At 64.5% G+C, this 15,417-nt stretch carries 13 protein-coding genes; 8 read left to right on the top strand and 5 right to left on the bottom strand.

Features of this window, described 5'->3' with window-relative positions; genetic code table 11:
• Positions 1 to 196: 196 nt before the first annotated feature.
• The 5 genes from AB3X99_RS30730 (at position 197) to AB3X99_RS30710 (ending at position 7,504) form a co-directional block, all read left to right on the top strand.
• The gene (locus AB3X99_RS30730) at positions 197 to 997 is read left to right on the top strand and encodes a TrkA family potassium uptake protein (protein ID WP_368619047.1); all 801 of its coding nucleotides are present in this window, start codon (positions 197 to 199) and stop codon (positions 995 to 997) included.
• Entirely contained in the window at positions 994 to 2,727 is a 1,734-nt protein-coding gene (locus AB3X99_RS30725; protein ID WP_368619046.1) for a SulP family inorganic anion transporter, read from the top strand. Before AB3X99_RS30730 ends, AB3X99_RS30725 begins: the two co-directional genes overlap by 4 nt.
• A gap of 57 nt (positions 2,728 to 2,784) precedes the next feature.
• The gene (locus AB3X99_RS30720; protein ID WP_368619045.1) at positions 2,785 to 4,239 is read left to right on the top strand and encodes a DUF2252 domain-containing protein; all 1,455 of its coding nucleotides are present in this window, start codon (positions 2,785 to 2,787) and stop codon (positions 4,237 to 4,239) included.
• A gap of 199 nt (positions 4,240 to 4,438) precedes the next feature.
• Positions 4,439 to 5,056, top strand: a complete 618-nt coding sequence (locus tag AB3X99_RS30715) for a LysE family translocator (protein ID WP_368619044.1) — start codon at positions 4,439 to 4,441, stop codon at positions 5,054 to 5,056.
• A gap of 72 nt (positions 5,057 to 5,128) precedes the next feature.
• Positions 5,129 to 7,504 carry a DNA polymerase II gene (locus AB3X99_RS30710; RefSeq protein WP_368619043.1) on the top strand — a complete coding sequence of 792 codons (2,376 nt, stop codon included), beginning with the start codon at positions 5,129 to 5,131 and terminating at the stop codon, positions 7,502 to 7,504.
• 21 nt (positions 7,505 to 7,525) lie between these two features.
• Here the strand turns inward: AB3X99_RS30710 and AB3X99_RS30705 are convergent, their stop codons facing one another.
• Positions 7,526 to 8,929 carry a PLP-dependent aminotransferase family protein gene (locus AB3X99_RS30705; RefSeq protein ID WP_368619042.1) on the bottom strand — a complete coding sequence of 468 codons (1,404 nt, stop codon included), beginning with the start codon at positions 8,927 to 8,929 and terminating at the stop codon, positions 7,526 to 7,528.
• Between the two features lie 171 nt (positions 8,930 to 9,100).
• On the opposite strand from AB3X99_RS30705, the gene AB3X99_RS30700 reads away from it, so the two are divergent.
• The 3 genes from AB3X99_RS30700 to AB3X99_RS30690 all read left to right on the top strand — a co-directional run bounded on the left by AB3X99_RS30700 (position 9,101) and on the right by AB3X99_RS30690 (position 12,013).
• Positions 9,101 to 10,429: an aspartate aminotransferase family protein gene (locus AB3X99_RS30700; RefSeq protein ID WP_368619041.1), complete on the top strand. Its 1,329-nt coding sequence runs from the start codon at positions 9,101 to 9,103 to the stop codon at positions 10,427 to 10,429.
• Positions 10,430 to 10,655: 226 nt separating this feature from the next.
• Entirely contained in the window at positions 10,656 to 10,904 is a 249-nt protein-coding gene (locus tag AB3X99_RS30695) for a hypothetical protein (RefSeq protein ID WP_069267122.1), read from the top strand.
• A 44-nt stretch (positions 10,905 to 10,948) separates the two neighbouring features.
• The gene (locus AB3X99_RS30690; RefSeq protein ID WP_368619040.1) at positions 10,949 to 12,013 is read left to right on the top strand and encodes an NAD(P)/FAD-dependent oxidoreductase; all 1,065 of its coding nucleotides are present in this window, start codon (positions 10,949 to 10,951) and stop codon (positions 12,011 to 12,013) included.
• Between the two features lie 37 nt (positions 12,014 to 12,050).
• Here AB3X99_RS30690 and pcaC read toward each other — a convergent pair whose 3' ends face one another.
• The 4 genes from pcaC to AB3X99_RS30670 form a co-directional block, all read right to left on the bottom strand.
• The gene (gene pcaC / locus AB3X99_RS30685) at positions 12,051 to 12,440 is read right to left on the bottom strand and encodes a 4-carboxymuconolactone decarboxylase (protein WP_069267124.1); all 390 of its coding nucleotides are present in this window, start codon (positions 12,438 to 12,440) and stop codon (positions 12,051 to 12,053) included.
• Positions 12,440 to 13,228 carry a 3-oxoadipate enol-lactonase gene (gene pcaD, locus AB3X99_RS30680; protein WP_069267125.1) on the bottom strand — a complete coding sequence of 263 codons (789 nt, stop codon included), beginning with the start codon at positions 13,226 to 13,228 and terminating at the stop codon, positions 12,440 to 12,442. The genes pcaC and pcaD overlap by 1 nt, the downstream gene beginning before the upstream one ends.
• A 44-nt stretch (positions 13,229 to 13,272) precedes the next feature.
• Positions 13,273 to 14,625 carry a 3-carboxy-cis,cis-muconate cycloisomerase gene (locus tag AB3X99_RS30675; RefSeq protein WP_368619039.1) on the bottom strand — a complete coding sequence of 451 codons (1,353 nt, stop codon included), beginning with the start codon at positions 14,623 to 14,625 and terminating at the stop codon, positions 13,273 to 13,275.
• Positions 14,626 to 14,754: 129 nt separating this feature from the next.
• Positions 14,755 to 15,414, bottom strand: coding sequence for a 3-oxoacid CoA-transferase subunit B (locus AB3X99_RS30670; protein WP_042260188.1), 660 nt, complete (start codon positions 15,412 to 15,414; stop codon positions 14,755 to 14,757).
• Between the last annotated feature and the right edge of the window lie 3 nt (positions 15,415 to 15,417).

Here is a 15,417-nt window from a genome sequence, read left to right as displayed (position 1 = left end):
AGCGGCTATAAAGTTTTCTCTTTCCTCCGATCTGTTTTATCGTCTGAAACACGTTGCCGCATTGCGTCGTCGCTCAGCCGTTCAATATATTGGGCTCCTGATTATTTACTATTGACTACGGGCACAAAAAGGGAGAGCGTATCCCTTGGCATCAGGTTCGCTGTTGTCTCGATCAGACCAACAATCCGAGGTAACCATGTGGATCTTCCGTGTCGATGAACCTCGTCTCGGGGTCATCCGTATTCGAGAATGGCGCCGTCGCGCGCATCACACCATCGGCCTTCTCGTCATGCTGCTGGGCGGCGCCACCATCGGGCTGGTCGCCCTCGATCAGTCCAGCAACGCTTTCCCCGACAAACTGTTTACGGCTCTTTGGAACGGAGTCAATCTCATTACGACACTCGGCGCCTTCAGCGAATTCAGTCCGCCTCAAAAGGGCTTCATGCTTCTGGCCATGGTCGCGACACTGCTGATCGGCGGGTTCGCAGTTTCGAGACTCACAGGCATGCTTTCGGGCGATGACGTGATGGCTTATCGGGAGAACAGAATCATGGAACGCAAGCTCGAGCAACTCGCCAATCATGTCGTGGTGGTTGGATTCCATTCTCTCGGAGAGCGGGTTGCAGACTACCTGCATGAGGAGGGAAGCACCGTGCTCGTACTCGTGGGCGATCAGGATCAGGCCAACCGGGCAACGGATTGCGGGCATCTGGTCGTACTCGGCTCGCCGGACGCCTTCGACGAAGTGCTCAAGCGTGCGCGACTCGACAGCGCGAAAGCCATGTTCGTCACGACACCCGACAGCAATAACAATCTGGCAATCACCCTGCTGGCCCATACGCTCAACCCGTCGCTCGCCATTGCCGTACCGGGCGAAAACCCCTTGCGAAAAGGGCTGCTGGAGAACGCTGGCGCGACCAACGTCGTCATCGCCGACGACATCATCGCCAAAGCACTGGTCACCCGGATTACGACTGCAGCGGAGGCCGCACAATGAAGCCCACCGCTCCTGCACCGCACCGCCTCCCTCATCTGCCTTTCCTGCAGGGACTGCTGCCCTTCAATGCCGCGCAACTGCCGCACGACATCATCGCCGGGATCACGCTGGCGGCGCTCGGCATTCCCGAAGTGATGGGATACACGAAAATTGCCGGCACCCCCACCGTGACGGGCCTCTATACGATCCTGCTGCCGCTCGTGGCGTTCGCAGTATTTGGTGCGTCGCGACAACTGGTCGTCGCCGCCGACTCGGCCACTGCCGCCATTCTCGCGGGTACCTTGACGGCCGTCGCCGCACTCGGCAGCAAGGACTATGTCGCTCTCACGAGTACAGTCGCCTTGACGGTCGCCGCAATGCTGGTGATCGCGCGTGCTTTTCGTCTGGGTTTTCTGGCCGACTTTCTTTCCCGCAGCGCGTTGATCGGCTTCCTGACCGGCGTCGGCATCCAGGTCGCAGGAGGCGAGCTTGCCGGCCTGATCGGACTCGCCAGGCAAGGGCATGGGCCGTTGATGCAGATCGCGTCCGCGTTGCAACGCGTGGCCCAGGCCAATCTTCCGACCACGATGCTCTCGATCGCCGTGCTCGTGGTGATCATCGGCTGCAAGCGCTTCGTGCCGCGCGCACCGGGTGCGCTGATCGCCGTGATCGGCTCCATCGTGGCAAGCGGCGTGTTCAATTTTGCCGGACATGGCATCGCGGTGACGGGCGAAGTACCGGGGGGACTACCGTCATTGTTCCTCCCACCGTTGCATATGGGCGAGATCAACCAGGTACTGATCACCGCCGCCTCATGCTTCATCGTCATCATTGCCCAGAGCGCAGCAACGGCACGCGCGTACGCCAATCGCTATAACGAAAGGGGCGACGACAACGCCGATATCATAGGGCTCGCGGCCGCCAACGCGGCGGCGGCTTTCACGGGAACATTCGTCGTGAACGGCAGCCCGACCAAGACCGAGATGCTCGACGACGCGGGCGGACGCACCCAGGTCGCCCATCTCACGACTGCCGCCATCGTGTTGCTGGTGCTGCTATTTCTCACGAGACCGCTGAGTCTGCTCCCTGCCGCCGTGTTGTCGGCCATCGTCTTCATGATCGGCGTAAAGCTGATCGACGTGAAAGGCATGATCGAACTGTATCGCATGCAGAAGGACGAGCTCGTCGTGGCGTTGCTGACTGCGGGCGTCGTCGTGTTCGTCGACGTGATGCACGGCATTCTTGCTGCCGTCGTGCTTTCCCTGATCGCGCATGCACGCCACAGCTACCGCCTGCGGACCCGGGTGCTGACGCGAGGCCCCGGCGACAGCTGGATCGCGCGACATGTCGAGCCCGATCTGCTCGCCGCACCTGGGATCGTCGTCTACCGTTTCGAAGCCGACCTGTTCTATGCGAACACCGGCCGATTCACGGAAGAGGTGCTCAAGCTCGTCAACGAAGCGAGTCCGGGGCTGCGCTGGGTGGTGATCGATGCATCGGAGATCAGCAACATCGACTACACGGCAGGCAAGACCTTGATCCAGCTAGGCGGCGAACTCGACAAGCACGGTGTGGGCATAGCGGCGGTCGCCCTCCCCTCGGGCGTCCGACACGAAATCGAGCGGTACAAGGCATTGCGTGTGAGCGGCGTGCATCGCGAGGTCTTTGCAACCGTCGATGCCGCAATCGAGGCGCTACGTGACATTTCGCCGTCTACGTCCTCAACTTCTCAAGACGCCAAGCCGCAATGAAGCGACCTGAAATGACACAGGTCCGAGCCGGCCTTGAATCGAAAAAAGGAGTGCTGCGTGCCCGATCCCGCTAACACAAAGCGCGCCGCCCCCGGCGCAGTTCTCGCTGACCCGGCTACGCCGACGGTGCAGGAAGACCCATCCACACTCTTTGCGGGGCGTGGCTCGCTGGCCGATCGCGTCAGACGGGGCAAGACGGCTCGCAAGGAAGTGCCGCGCGAGAAGCTCGCCGAATGCCGGATTGCAGATCGCGATCCCATCGCACTCCTCGACGCTTCCAACGTGGGGCGGGTAGTCGAACTGATACCCATCCGTTATGGACGGATGGTCGCGAGTCCGTTCGCGTTCTATCGCGGTGCGGCGCCGCTCATGGCGCACGATCTGTCGACGCTGCCGCATTCCAACGTGATCGTGCAACTGGGTGGCGATGCGCACCTGGCCAACTTCGGACTGTTCGCGAGCCCCGAGCGGCGCGTCCTGTTCGGCCCCAACGACTTCGACGAGACGCTGCCTGGACCATTCGACTGGGACGTACGCAGACTCGCGACATCGTTCGTGATCGCTGCGCGCGAGCGCGGATTTACCTTGCGTGACCAGCAACGCATCGTGCGCCGGTTGTGCGCAACCTTCCGCCAACGGCTCGCCGACTTCAGCCGCATGGACACGCTCGACGTCTGGTACTGCCAGTTCAAGGCGGCGAGCATGCTGGCCATTGCCGATTCCGTCGAAGAAAGGAACAAGGAACTGGCCGTCATCGAAAAGGCAAGACAACAGTCGTCGCGTACCGTGCTGACTCATGCAACCGAGGTGATCAACGGCAAGCTGCGGATCAAGGATGTCCCGCCCCTCGTGTATCACGTACCGCTGGAGAGCGCGAGTGACAGCAAGCAGTACAACGCGATGGTACGGCGCTTCTTCGCCGACTACCGGCTGACGCTTCCCGACGACAGGCGCGCACTCTTCGACCGATATGAACTGGTGGATGTCGCCATTCGTGTGGTGGGCATCGGCTCGGTCGGAACGCGTTGCTATGAGGCGCTTTTCATGGCCGACGGCGATTGCCCGCTTTTCCTTCAACTCAAGGAGGCGCGCGCTTCCGTGCTGGAGGGCTATCTGCCGCCGAGCCGCTACCCCAACCATGGTCAACGTGTGGTCAACGGGCAGCGTCTGCTGCAGTCCGCCAGTGACATCTTCCTCGGATGGTCGAAGATGCGCCACACCGGCAACGACTTCTACGTGAGGCAATTGCGCGACATGAAGGGCGCCTTCGACTTCACGACCTTCGACGTCGAAGATCTCGGCGAGTATGCGGTTTCCTGCGCCCACGCGTTGGCCCATTCGATGGCAAAGGCAGGCGATCCCGCGTTGCTCAGCGGATATGCGGGCAAGTCAGCGGTATTCGACGAAGCCATCGTGCGATTCTCGCTCGCCTACGCAGAACAAAATGAGCGGGACTGGGCGGTTTTGAAAGCGGCAGTCAAGGGGGGACGCATTCAGGTCATTCGTCAATAGGATTCCAGCGCCGTTCAGTCCGGAGCGGTGACGCGCGCCGCTGATGCCCTGCGCGCCGGTTCCGTAGCCGCCACTCAGCCCTTCATGCCCCCAATCCGTACCGTTGAGCGTCTCCACAACTGTACCGGTACTGTACCGCGAACTGTCGATAAACTGGGTTCCGTCGAATCTGTCTTCTCTTTCCGGAGCCCCTCGCATCATGCTGCCCGAAATGCTCAGTGCGCTGCCCGCCGGCATGCTTTTCGTCGTGGTCACGACCATCACGCCCGGCCCCAATAACACCATGTTGCTCGCTTCCGGCGTCAACTTCGGTTTTCGTCGCACGCTGCCGCACATTCTCGGCATCAGCGCGGGCGTGGTCGTGCTCATGCTCTCGGTGGGCTTCGGGCTTGGTCAGGTGTTCAGGCACATCCCGTCGCTCTATACCGTGCTGGAGGTCGCGAGCATTGCGTACCTGCTGTATCTGGCGTGGAAAATCGGCACCTCGGGCGACATCAAGGTGAAGAGCGGCGAACACCGTCCCATGCGCTTTCACGAAGCCATCGCGTTCCAGTGGGTGAATCCCAAGGCGTGGATGATGGTGCTCACGGCCGCCACCACGATCCGCCTTTCCACGAACTTCGGCACCAACACGATGGCGATGGCCTTCCTGTTCTATGTGATTGGTCTGCCCTGCATCTGCATCTGGGCCGCGTTCGGCACCAGCATGCGGCGTTTTCTGTCGAATCCGCGACGACTGCGCGCCTTCAATGTCTTCATGGCACTTTCGCTGCTCGTCTCGCTGTATCCGATGTTTGCGCATTTGCTTCAACATTAAGACGACCCGCCGCCCTTCACCCGTTCAAACGCTACAATCGCAAGCGGGAAACATGGGCGGCGGAGTCACACTTTGTCTGAGTTTGAAGCGGGTTTTATTCTCACCCGCCATTGGCGCGATACGGGCGAACACACCGAGGTCGACTTCTGGCTCGCGACCGACGCGGGGCCGCGCCAGCTGCGCCTGCGCCCCCAGCCCTCTGTCGCGTTCGTGCCGGCCGCCCAGGAAGCCGCGGCCCGCGCCGCGCTGAAGGGCGACGCACGCGCCGAGCTACGCCCGCTCAATTTGTGCGACTTCCAGCGCCGCCCGGTGCTTGGGCTCTATTCCCCGCAATATCGCGCCCTGGCCGGGCACGCAAGGCGCCTCGCCAAAGCGGGCGTCGACGTCTACGAAGCCGATATCCAGCCGCCGGAGCGCTACATGATGGAGCGCTTCATCACGGCGCCCGTGCTGTTTCGCGGCGATGCGGGCAGCCCGCAAGAAAGCGGCGTGCTGCTCGAAGGCGAGATGAAACCCGCCAACGGTTATCGCCCGCAGTTGAAACTGGTGTCGCTCGACATCGAAACGAGCGCCCAGGGCGAGCTTTATTCGATCGCGCTCGAAGGCTGCGGACAGCGCCAGGTCTATATGCTCGGCCCCGCAAATGGCGATGCGAGCCCGATCGACTTCGACTTCGAATACTGCGAAAGCCGCGCGCAGATGCTCGAACGCCTCAACGCATGGATGGCGCAGCACGATCCCGACGCGATCATCGGCTGGAATCTCGTGCAGTTCGATCTGCGCGTGTTGCACGCGCACGCCCAGCAAACCGGCGTGCCGCTGCGTCTTGGGCGCGGCGGCGAGGTGATGGAGTGGCGCGAGCACGGCATGCGCGAGAATCACTTCTTCGCGGGCGCCGCGGGGCGCCTCATCATCGACGGCATCGAGGCGCTGCGCTCGGCCACCTGGAGCTTCCCGTCGTTCAGCCTCGAATACGTCTCGCAGGCGCTGCTCGGCGAGGGCAAGTCGATCGACAATCCGTATCAGCGCATGGACGAGATCCAGCGCCGTTTCGACGAAGACAAACCCGCGCTGGCCATCTACAACCTCAAGGATTGCGAGTTGGTCACGCGCGTCTTCGAGAAAACCGAGCTGATGGCGTTTCTGCTCGAACGCGCGTCCGTCACAGGGCTACCCGTGGATCGAAGCGGCGGTTCGGTCGCCGCGTTCACGCATCTGTATCTGCCGAAAATGCATCGGCTCGGCTACGTCGCGCCGAATCTCGGCGACGTGGTGGGCGAAAACAGCCCCGGCGGCTTCGTCATGGACTCGCGCCCCGGCATCTACGATTCGGTGCTCGTGCTCGATTACAAGAGCCTCTACCCCTCGATCATCCGCACCTTCCTGATCGATCCCGTCGGGCTCATCGAAGGTCTGAACGATCCCAGCGACGAAGCGTCCGTGCCCGGCTTTCTCGGCGCGCGCTTCTCGCGCGAGAAGCACTGTCTGCCCGAAATCGTGCGCCAGGTGTGGGAGGGCCGCGAACATGCGAAGCGGCAGCACAACGCCCCGCTTTCGCAGGCGCTCAAGATCATCATGAACGCGTTTTACGGCGTGCTCGGATCGACCGGTTGCCGCTTCTTCGACCCGCGCCTCGCTTCTTCGATCACGATGCGCGGGCACGAGATCATGCGCAGAACCCGTCAGCTGATCGAGGCGCAAGGCTACGACGTGATCTACGGCGACACCGACTCGACCTTCGTCTGGCTCAAGCACGCGCACAGCGAAGCCGACGCCACGCGCACCGGCAAGCAGCTCGTCGAGCACGTCAACGCCTGGTGGAAGGCCGAACTGCAGGAACGCTTCGGTCTCCAAAGCGCTCTGGAGCTGCAGTTCGAGCGCCACTATTCGCGCTTTCTCATGCCCACGGTGCGCGGCGCGGAAGAAGGCAGCAAGAAGCGCTACGCCGGCCTCACACTCGCGAAGAACGGCGGCGAAGAAGTCGTGTTCAAGGGCCTCGAAACCGTGCGCACCGACTGGACGCCGCTCGCGCAGGAATTCCAGCGCGAACTGTACCGACGCATTTTCCAGCGCGAGCCGTACGTGGAGTACATCCGCGACTATGTGCGGCGCACGCTCAACGGCGAGTTGGACGGTCAGCTCGTCTACCGCAAGCGCCTGCGGCGGCCGCTCGTCGAGTACCAGCGCAACGTGCCGCCGCACGTGCGGGCAGCCCGCGTCGCGGACGAGTTCAATCGCGCGAAAGGCCGACCGCTCCAGTATCAGAACGGCGGCTGGATCAGCTACGTGATGACGACGGCCGGCCCCGAGCCGCTCGAAACGCTAAGTTCGCCGCTCGACTACGCGTTCTATGTGAGCCGCCAGCTACAGCCGGTTGCGGACGCGATTCTGCCTTTCCTGCGCGAGGATTTCGATACGTTGATGTCGGGGCAGCAGAGTCTGTTTTAAGCGTGGGCCGTCGCGCACGCCTTAGCGCGCGCGCTCAATGAACCGCCACAGCGCATCGTCCGTCGAATATGGCGCGTTGAAGCGAAACCACGCGCTCGGTTCGTCGTCGGGCCTGAAATACGAGCCAGGCGCGAGCCAGATGCCGTCGCGCAACGCGGCCGTCGCGATCGCGCCGGCCCGTTCGGGTTCGATGGCAAGGCGCGCCCACACGAACAAGCCCGCGCGCGGCCGGTGGAATATCTCGAGCCCCAGCGCGTCGAGCCGCTCCTCCACGCAGGCATGCGCGGCCTTCAGGCGTTCGTTCACGAGTTCGACGTGGCGCGCGTGGCGTCCTTCGAGCAAGACCTTGTCGACCATGCGCTCGATGGTCGCCGACGAGGTGAGCCCCACCGCCATCTTCGCGCGCGCCAGTTCGCGCAGCACATCGCGTTCGGCGACCACATAGCCGCAACGCAGCGAAGGCGTGACCGTCTTCGAAAAGCCGCTCACGTACAGCACGCGCTGCAAGCCTTCCATCGCCGCAAGCAACGGCGCGCCTGGCGGCGCAAGCTCGCGGCTCACATCGTCCTCCACGACCCACATGCGCTGGCGCTCGGCGATCTGCAGCAAGCGGAAGGCGTTCGACATCGCATACGTCGCGCCGGTGGGATTCTGCAGCGTCGTGTTCACGAAGATCGCCTTCGGCTGGTGCGCCGCCACCTGGCGCTCGAGCGCCTCGATGTCGAGCCCTGCCGGCGTACGCGGCACGCCATGCACCGTGAGCCCCGCGAGCTTGAGAATCTGCAGCAGATTGCAGTAGCCGGGGTCTTCCACGAGCACCGTGTCGCCGGGCCGCAGCAGCGTACGCACGATAAGGTCGAGCCCCTGCGTCGCGCCCTGCGTGAGCAGGACGTTCGACACCTCGACAGGCAGCCCCTGACGATCGAGCTGCGCCGCGATGCGCTCGCGCAGCGGCGCGTAACCGTACGGGTGCCCGTAGTCGCCAAGACGCACGGCCGGCACCCGGCTCACGGCGCGCAAGGCGTGCTGCAGGCCGCTTTCGTTGATCCACTCGCCCGGCACCCAGCCGCAGCCCGCCTTGATCGGCACCGAATGATCGGCGAACACGTCGGAGAGCAGCCAGGTCGCCGTCAGCGTGGGCGGCTGCCAGCCCGCCGCGCTCGCCCGCGCAGACTCGCTGCGGGGCGCCACGCGGTAGCCCGAGCCGCGCCGCGCGACGACGAAGCCCATCGAAACGAGACGGTTGTACGCCTCGGTCACTGTATAGGTCGATAGTTCGTGCGATTGCGCGAGCTGGCGCACCGAGGGCAAGAGCGCCCCGGCGCGCAGCGTTTGCGCTTCGATTGCGCGCGCGAAGCCCTGCACGAGCTGCTCGACAAGCGTCGTCGTGACGCCGCGGCCGCGCTCCAGTTCGAGTTCGATCATCGGGAAAGCAAGCGTATAGTGCGAGGGAAAACCCGTACGATTCCCGGTGCCGACCAATACAGTTGGCGAGAATTGTCCAGCACGGTTTGCAGATCAGTATAGAGACTGTCTATGCCGTCGTTCAAGCCTCGGCGCTACAGTTGAGCCAAACCTACCTGAGGAGAAGCACGCATGACTTCGCGCCCCGTCATCGACGATCTCTCGTCGTTCTGGATGCCCTTCACCGCCAATCGCCAGTTCAAGGCCGCGCCGCGCCTGCTCGAATCGGCCAAGGGCATGTACTACCGCACGACCGATGGCCGCGAAGTGCTGGACGGCAGCGCGGGCCTCTGGTGTGTGAACGCGGGCCATGCGCGTGAGGAAATCGTCGCGGCCATCGCCCAGCAGGCCGGTACGCTCGACTTCGCCCCCACGTTCCAGATGGGCCACCCGCTTGCGTTCGAAGCGGCCCAAAAGATCGCCGAAATCATGCCGGCCGGCCTCGACCGCGTGTTCTTCACGAACTCCGGCTCCGAGTCGGTCGACACCGCACTGAAGATCGCGCTCGCCTACCATCGCGCACGCGGCGAAGGCCAGCGCACCAAGCTGATCGGCCGCGAGCGCGGCTATCACGGCGTGGGCTTCGGCGGCATTTCAGTTGGCGGCATCGCACCGAATCGCAAGGCGTTCTCGGGCCAGCTGCTGCCCGCCGTCGATCATCTGCCGCACACGCACAATCTCGAGCACAACGCGTTCTCGAAGGGCCAGCCGGCCTGGGGCGCCCATCTCGCGGAAGACCTCGAGCGCATCGTCGCGCTGCACGACGCCTCGACCATCGCCGCCGTGATCGTCGAACCGGTGGCAGGCTCGACCGGCGTGCTGATTCCGCCGCAAGGCTATCTGCAGCGTCTGCGCGAGATTTGCACGAAGCACGGCATCCTGCTGATTTTCGACGAAGTCATCACGGGCTTCGGGCGCCTCGGCAAGGCCACGGCCAGCGAGTATTTCGGCGTGACGCCGGACATCATCACCATGGCCAAGGCGATCAACAACGCCGCCGTGCCGATGGGCGGCGTGGCCGCGAGCCGCGCGGTTCACGACACGATCGTGAATAGCGGCGCGCAGGGCGCAATCGAGCTGTTCCACGGCTACACCTATTCGGCGCACCCGCTCGCCGCCGCCGCCGCGATCGCGACGCAGGATCTGTATCGCCGCGAGGGCCTGTTCGAGCGCGCCGACGCGCTCGCGCCGAAGTTCGAGGCCGCCGCGCATGCGCTGCGCGGCGAGAAGCACGTGAAAGACGTGCGCAATCTTGGCCTCGTTGCCGGCGTCGAACTGGACTCGCGCGACGGCGCACCTGGCGCGCGCGCTTACGAGGTTTTCGTGAAGTGCTTCGAGGCGGGCGTGCTGATCCGCTTCACGGGCGACATCCTGGCGTTCTCGCCGCCGCTCATCGTGACCGAAGAGGAAATCGCACGCCTGTTCGGCACGGTGCGCGACGTGCTCGCCACGGTGCAGTAACGCGCGAGGCGCGAGCTAACGGCTTACGCGCGCCTGCTTTCATTTGGTAATCCGCCGCAAGGGCGGCCCGGGCTCGGGCCGCCCTTTCTTTTTCCGGCCGTCGGCGCGCCAGGACCCGGTTCAAGCACAGCGCGCGCCATCGGCGTATCGTTGCCCTATCCGCCATAAGAAACGCGATTGCGGCGAGCGCGCATCGACCGACGTGCGCTGGCCAGGAGGGAATCTCATGAAGATGCCAGTCCGCATCGGCACGCATATCGAGGGCGTCCACTGGATCGCCGAGTATATGGAAGCGACCCATCAAATCCGTGTGTTCCGTGACGGCCGCGTGGTCGACACGATCCCCGCGCCCGCGGCCATGTTCGGCGAAGAGCGCGACGCGGGTTCGGCCAGCGACGCAGCGAGCCGCGCCGAGGAAGCCGCGCTGCTCGCCTGCCTGCGTCGCTACGTAGCCGACGTGCAGCCAGAAGAATAGGACTCTTGATCATTGTCCCTGCCTCTTGCAAGGAGAGCTCGCCGATGAACGATCGCAACGATCGCATCCCGCCGCAGCTTATCGAAACCGATGCGCTCATCATCGGCGCCGGGCCGGTGGGACTCTTCCAGGTATTCGAACTGGGCCTGATGGAAATCCACGCGCACGTGGTCGACTCGCTGCCGGTGGTGGGCGGCCAGTGTGCCGAGCTATACCCCGACAAGCCGATCTACGACATTCCGGCGGTGCTGATGTGCACCGGCCAACAGCTCGTCGATGCGCTAATGCAGCAGATCGAGCCCTTTGGCGCGACGTTCCATCTTGGCCAGGAAGTGCAGATCGTCGAGCCGCGCGCCGACGGCCGCTTTTTCGTGCAGACGAGCAAGGGCACGCAGTTTCTGGCGAAGACGGTGTTCATCGCGGCGGGCGTGGGCTCGTTTCAGCCGCGCACGCTCAAGCTGAGCGGCATCGAGCGCTACCGCGACACGCAGCTGTTCTACCGCGTGCGCGATGTCGAACCCTTTCGCGACAAGGACGTCGTGGTGTGTGGCGGCGGGGATTCGGCGCTCGACTGGGCGCTCCAGCTCGTGGACGTCGCGCAGAGCGTGATTCTGCTGCACCGGCGCGAGGGCTATCGCGCCGCGCCGGCAACCGTCGCGAAGATGCACGCGCTATGCGAGGAATGGCGCATGCAGTCCATCGTCGGCCAGCTGACCGGCTTCGACGACGAAGGCGGCAAGCTCAAACGCATCAAGGTGACGGGCGGCGACGGCGTCACGCGCTCGCTGGATCTCGACTACCTGCTCGTGTTCTACGGCTTGTCGCCGCAACTCGGGCCGATCGCGCAATGGGGCCTCGAGATCGAGCGCAAGCAGTTGCCCGTGGATACGGCGCGCTTCGAGACGAGCGTGCCGGGCATCTTTGCCGTCGGCGATATCAATACTTATCCGGGCAAGAAGCTGATTCTCTCCGGCTTTCACGAAGCCGCGCTCGCTGCGTTCGGCGCGGCGCGTCACGTGTTTCCCGAGAAGAAAATCCATCTGCAGTACACGACGACCAGCACGCGCCTGCACAAGGTGCTCGGCGTGGAGTCGCCGGTATTCGACTGAACGCGGGGCGCATGCCTCGCGCGTTGTTACCACACGATCAGCCCTGCTCGGCGTCCTGCTCGCGGAAGATGCGGTCGGCGAGATGGAACGCCGAGTTCGCCGCCGGCACGCCGCAGTAAATCGCTGTCTGCAGCAGCACTTCCTTGATCTCGTCGCGCGTGACGCCGTTGTTGCGCGCGGCGCGCAGATGCAGCGCGAGTTCTTCGCTGCGGTTGAGCGCGACCATCATCGCGATCGTCAGCAGGCTGCGCGTGTGGCGCGGCAAGCCATCGCGCGTCCAGATCTCGCCCCACGCGTAGCGCGAAATGAAGTTCTGGAATTCCTCGGTCACTTCGGTGCGGTTGGCGAGCGAGCGATCGACGTGCGCGTCGCCCAGCACCGCGCGGCGCACCTTCATGCCGGCTTCGTAGCGGTCTTCGTCGTTCATCACGCCCCCAGCAGGAAATCGACCACGATCTTGTTGTACTCGTCCGCCAGCTCGACGTTCGAGATGTGCGCGGCGTTCAGCTCGACATAGCGCGCGCCCGGCACCGATTCGGCCAGCTCGCGCCCTTGGGCGGGCGTCGCGGCCAGATCGTGCGTACCCGAGATCACGAGCGTGCGCGCCTTGATAGACGGCGCCTCGCCGCGCAGATCGGCGGCATTGATCGCTTCGCAGTTCGAAGCATAGCCGTCCTTGTCCGTATGCACGAACACGTCGCGAACCTGCGACATCACGAGTGCATTGTTGGCGATGAATTCGGGCGTGTACCAGCGCGGGAGCACCGCTTCGGCGAGCGCGAGCATGCCTTCGCTGCGAGCCTTCGCTGCACGCGGCACCCACACCTCCGGCGAGCCGATCTTTGCGGCCGTATTGCACAGCACGAGGCGATCGATGCGGTTGGCGTAACGCGCGCCGAGGCCGACGCCGGTCAGGCCGCCCATCGAAACGCCCGCGAAATGCGCGCGTTCGATGCCGAGCTGGTCCATCAGGCCGATCACGTCGCCGGTCAGTTGCTCGATGGTGTACGGGCCCAGCGGCGCCGCCGAGTGGCCGTGGCCGCGCGTGTCGTAGCGCAGCACGCGGAAATGCTTCGTGAACTCGACGATCTGTGGCGTCCACATCGACACGTCGCTACCGAGCGAATTCGACAGAACCACCCATGGCGCCGAATGGTTCTCCGCACCGTCGATGCGGTAGAACAAATGCGTGTCGTTGACGGCTGCGTAAGGCATGCGTGTTACTCCTCGTGTGTCTTCTGTAATCAATGGGGCGTGCGTTACTTTGCTTTCGCTTCATACGACGCGAGCACCGCGTCGACGAATGCATGGGCCTGGCCCACGTAGTTGGCCGGATCGAGCAGCGCCTTAAGGCGCGCTTCGTCCAGGTGCCTCGTGACGGCGGGATCCGCCGCGAGGACTTCGTACAGCGTACGGCCGCTTTGCACCGCGGATTTCGATGCGTGCTCAACGAGATGATGCGCGTCCAGGCGCCCGATCTGGTCGCCAAGCGCGAGCATCACGGCCTCGCCGAGAATGAGTCCGTGCGTGATGTCGAGATTCGCCGCGAGCCGTTCGGGCCGCACTTCGAGTCCGGCCGTGATCTGTTCGATCTGCGCGAGCGCGCCGCCGGCGAGGCGCGCGAGATCGGGTAGCGCATCCCACTCGGCTTGCCAGCCGCCGAGCGCGCGCTCGTGTTCCTGAACCATGCCGGCGAACACCGTCGCGACGAGGCCCGGCGCGCGTGCGGCAGCCGTCAGAACAGCTGCGCAACCCACGGGATTGCGCTTGTGCGGCATGGTCGACGAACCGCCCTTGCCTGCCGCCGCCGGTTCGCCCAGTTCGCCGACTTCGGTCTGCATCTGCAAGGAGATGTCGCGCGCGATCTTGCCGAGCGTGCCGATGAGCATGCCGAAGAACGATGCGGCTTCGGCAATGCGGTCGCGCTGCGTGTGCCACGGCAACGCAGGCAGCGCGAGAACGAGTTCTTGCGCGAGCGCAGCGCTCACCGCCGGGGCGGCGTCGCGCAGGCTCGCGAGCGTGCCGGCCGCGCCGCCGAACTGCAGCACGAGCGCGCGCTCGCGCAGCACGACGAGGCGTTCGCGATGGCGCAGCACCGCGTCGAGCCATTGCGCGAACTTCAATCCGAGCGTGATGGGCAGCGCCTGCTGCAGCCACGTGCGCCCGACCGCGGGCGTCGCGCGATGCGTGCGCGCGAGGTCCGCCAGCGTCGCGCAGAGCGCGTCGATGCCGCGCTCGATCAACGCGAGCGCATCGCGCAACTGCAGCACCGTTGCCGTGTCGATGATGTCCTGGCTCGTGGCGCCCCAGTGCACGTACTTGGCGGCTTCGGGGTCGGCGGCCTTCACGCGCGCCGTGAGCTGCTTGACGAGCGGGATCGCCAGGTTGCCGCCCAGCGCGGCGTCGCGCGCGAGCGCCGGGGCGTCGAGCTGATCCGCCGCGCAGGCCGCGACGATCGCGGCCACGGCCGAGTGCGGAATTACGCCATGCGCCGCCGAGGCGCGCGCGAGCGCCGCTTCGACGTCCAGCATGCGTTGCAGCGTGGCATCGGGAGACCAGACCGCGTTCATCGGTTCGGTCCCGCAGATCAGGCTCGTGAGACGTTCAATCATGGAGTGTGGCGCGCGGAAAAAAGCAGGCGTTCCGATACAGCCGGAACGAAGCGGGCGCGGCAACCGTCGACGAATGCCGAGGGTTGCCGCGCCACTCACGTGCGAACGATGCGCACGTCTACAGACAGTTTACGCTGCGCGACGGTTTTGCGTCGCGTCGATCAGCGGCACGCCGGCGAGCTTCTGCAGCGCGTCGAAATCGATGTCCGAATAGATCTCGCGTACCGCGAGGCCTTCGGGCGTGACATCGAACGCGGCGAGGTCGGTATAGATGCGGCCCACGCAGCCCACGCCCGTGACCGGGTACGAGCATTCGCTCACGAGCTTGCTTTCGCCCTGCTTGGTGAGCAGTTCCATCATCACGAACACCTGCTTGGCGCCGAGTGCGAGGTCCATCGCGCCGCCCACGGCCGGAATCGCGTCGGGCGCGCCGGTGTGCCAGTTCGCGAGGTCGCCGTTCACCGACACCTGGAACGCGCCGAGCACGCAGTAGTCGAGGTGGCCGCCGCGCATCATCGCGAACGAGTCGGCGTGGTGGAAGAACGCGCCGCCGGTGAGCAGCGTGACGTGCTGCTTGCCCGCGTTGATGAGTTCGTCGTCTTCCTCGCCGGGCGCGGGCGCCGGGCCCATGCCAAGCAGGCCGTTCTCGCTGTGCAGGAAAATTTCCTTGCTCGGATCGAGGTGGTTGGCCACCAGCGTCGGAACGCCGATGCCGAGATTCACATACGCGCCTTCGGGAATGTCCGCAGCCACGCGCTTGGCCATTTCATCGCGATTCAGTCGTTTCATTGC

Origin of the sequence: Paraburkholderia sp. BR10882 (assembly GCF_040948855.1) — a bacterium.
Lineage (GTDB): Bacteria > Pseudomonadota > Gammaproteobacteria > Burkholderiales > Burkholderiaceae > Paraburkholderia > Paraburkholderia nodosa_A.
The sequence above is the reverse complement of the archived record's forward strand: the minus strand, read 5'-3'. Positions and strand labels throughout refer to the sequence as shown.

What these genes read in the sequence shown, in the direction of transcription:
- AB3X99_RS30730 (WP_368619047.1), top strand. Translation starts at nt 197, where the DNA reads ATGTGGATCTTCCGTGTCGATGAACCTCGTCTCGGGGTCATCCGTATT.
- AB3X99_RS30725 (WP_368619046.1), top strand. Translation starts at nt 994, where the DNA reads ATGAAGCCCACCGCTCCTGCACCGCACCGCCTCCCTCATCTGCCTTTC.
- AB3X99_RS30715 (WP_368619044.1), top strand. Translation starts at nt 4,439, where the DNA reads ATGCTGCCCGAAATGCTCAGTGCGCTGCCCGCCGGCATGCTTTTCGTC.
- AB3X99_RS30705 (WP_368619042.1), bottom strand. Translation starts at nt 8,929, where the DNA reads ATGATCGAACTCGAACTGGAGCGCGGCCGCGGCGTCACGACGACGCTT.
- AB3X99_RS30700 (WP_368619041.1), top strand. Translation starts at nt 9,101, where the DNA reads ATGACTTCGCGCCCCGTCATCGACGATCTCTCGTCGTTCTGGATGCCC.
- AB3X99_RS30695 (WP_069267122.1), top strand. Translation starts at nt 10,656, where the DNA reads ATGAAGATGCCAGTCCGCATCGGCACGCATATCGAGGGCGTCCACTGG.
- AB3X99_RS30690 (WP_368619040.1), top strand. Translation starts at nt 10,949, where the DNA reads ATGAACGATCGCAACGATCGCATCCCGCCGCAGCTTATCGAAACCGAT.
- pcaC (WP_069267124.1), bottom strand. Translation starts at nt 12,440, where the DNA reads ATGAACGACGAAGACCGCTACGAAGCCGGCATGAAGGTGCGCCGCGCG.
- pcaD (WP_069267125.1), bottom strand. Translation starts at nt 13,228, where the DNA reads ATGCCTTACGCAGCCGTCAACGACACGCATTTGTTCTACCGCATCGAC.
- AB3X99_RS30675 (WP_368619039.1), bottom strand. Translation starts at nt 14,625, where the DNA reads ATGATTGAACGTCTCACGAGCCTGATCTGCGGGACCGAACCGATGAAC.
- AB3X99_RS30670 (WP_042260188.1), bottom strand. Translation starts at nt 15,414, where the DNA reads ATGAAACGACTGAATCGCGATGAAATGGCCAAGCGCGTGGCTGCGGAC.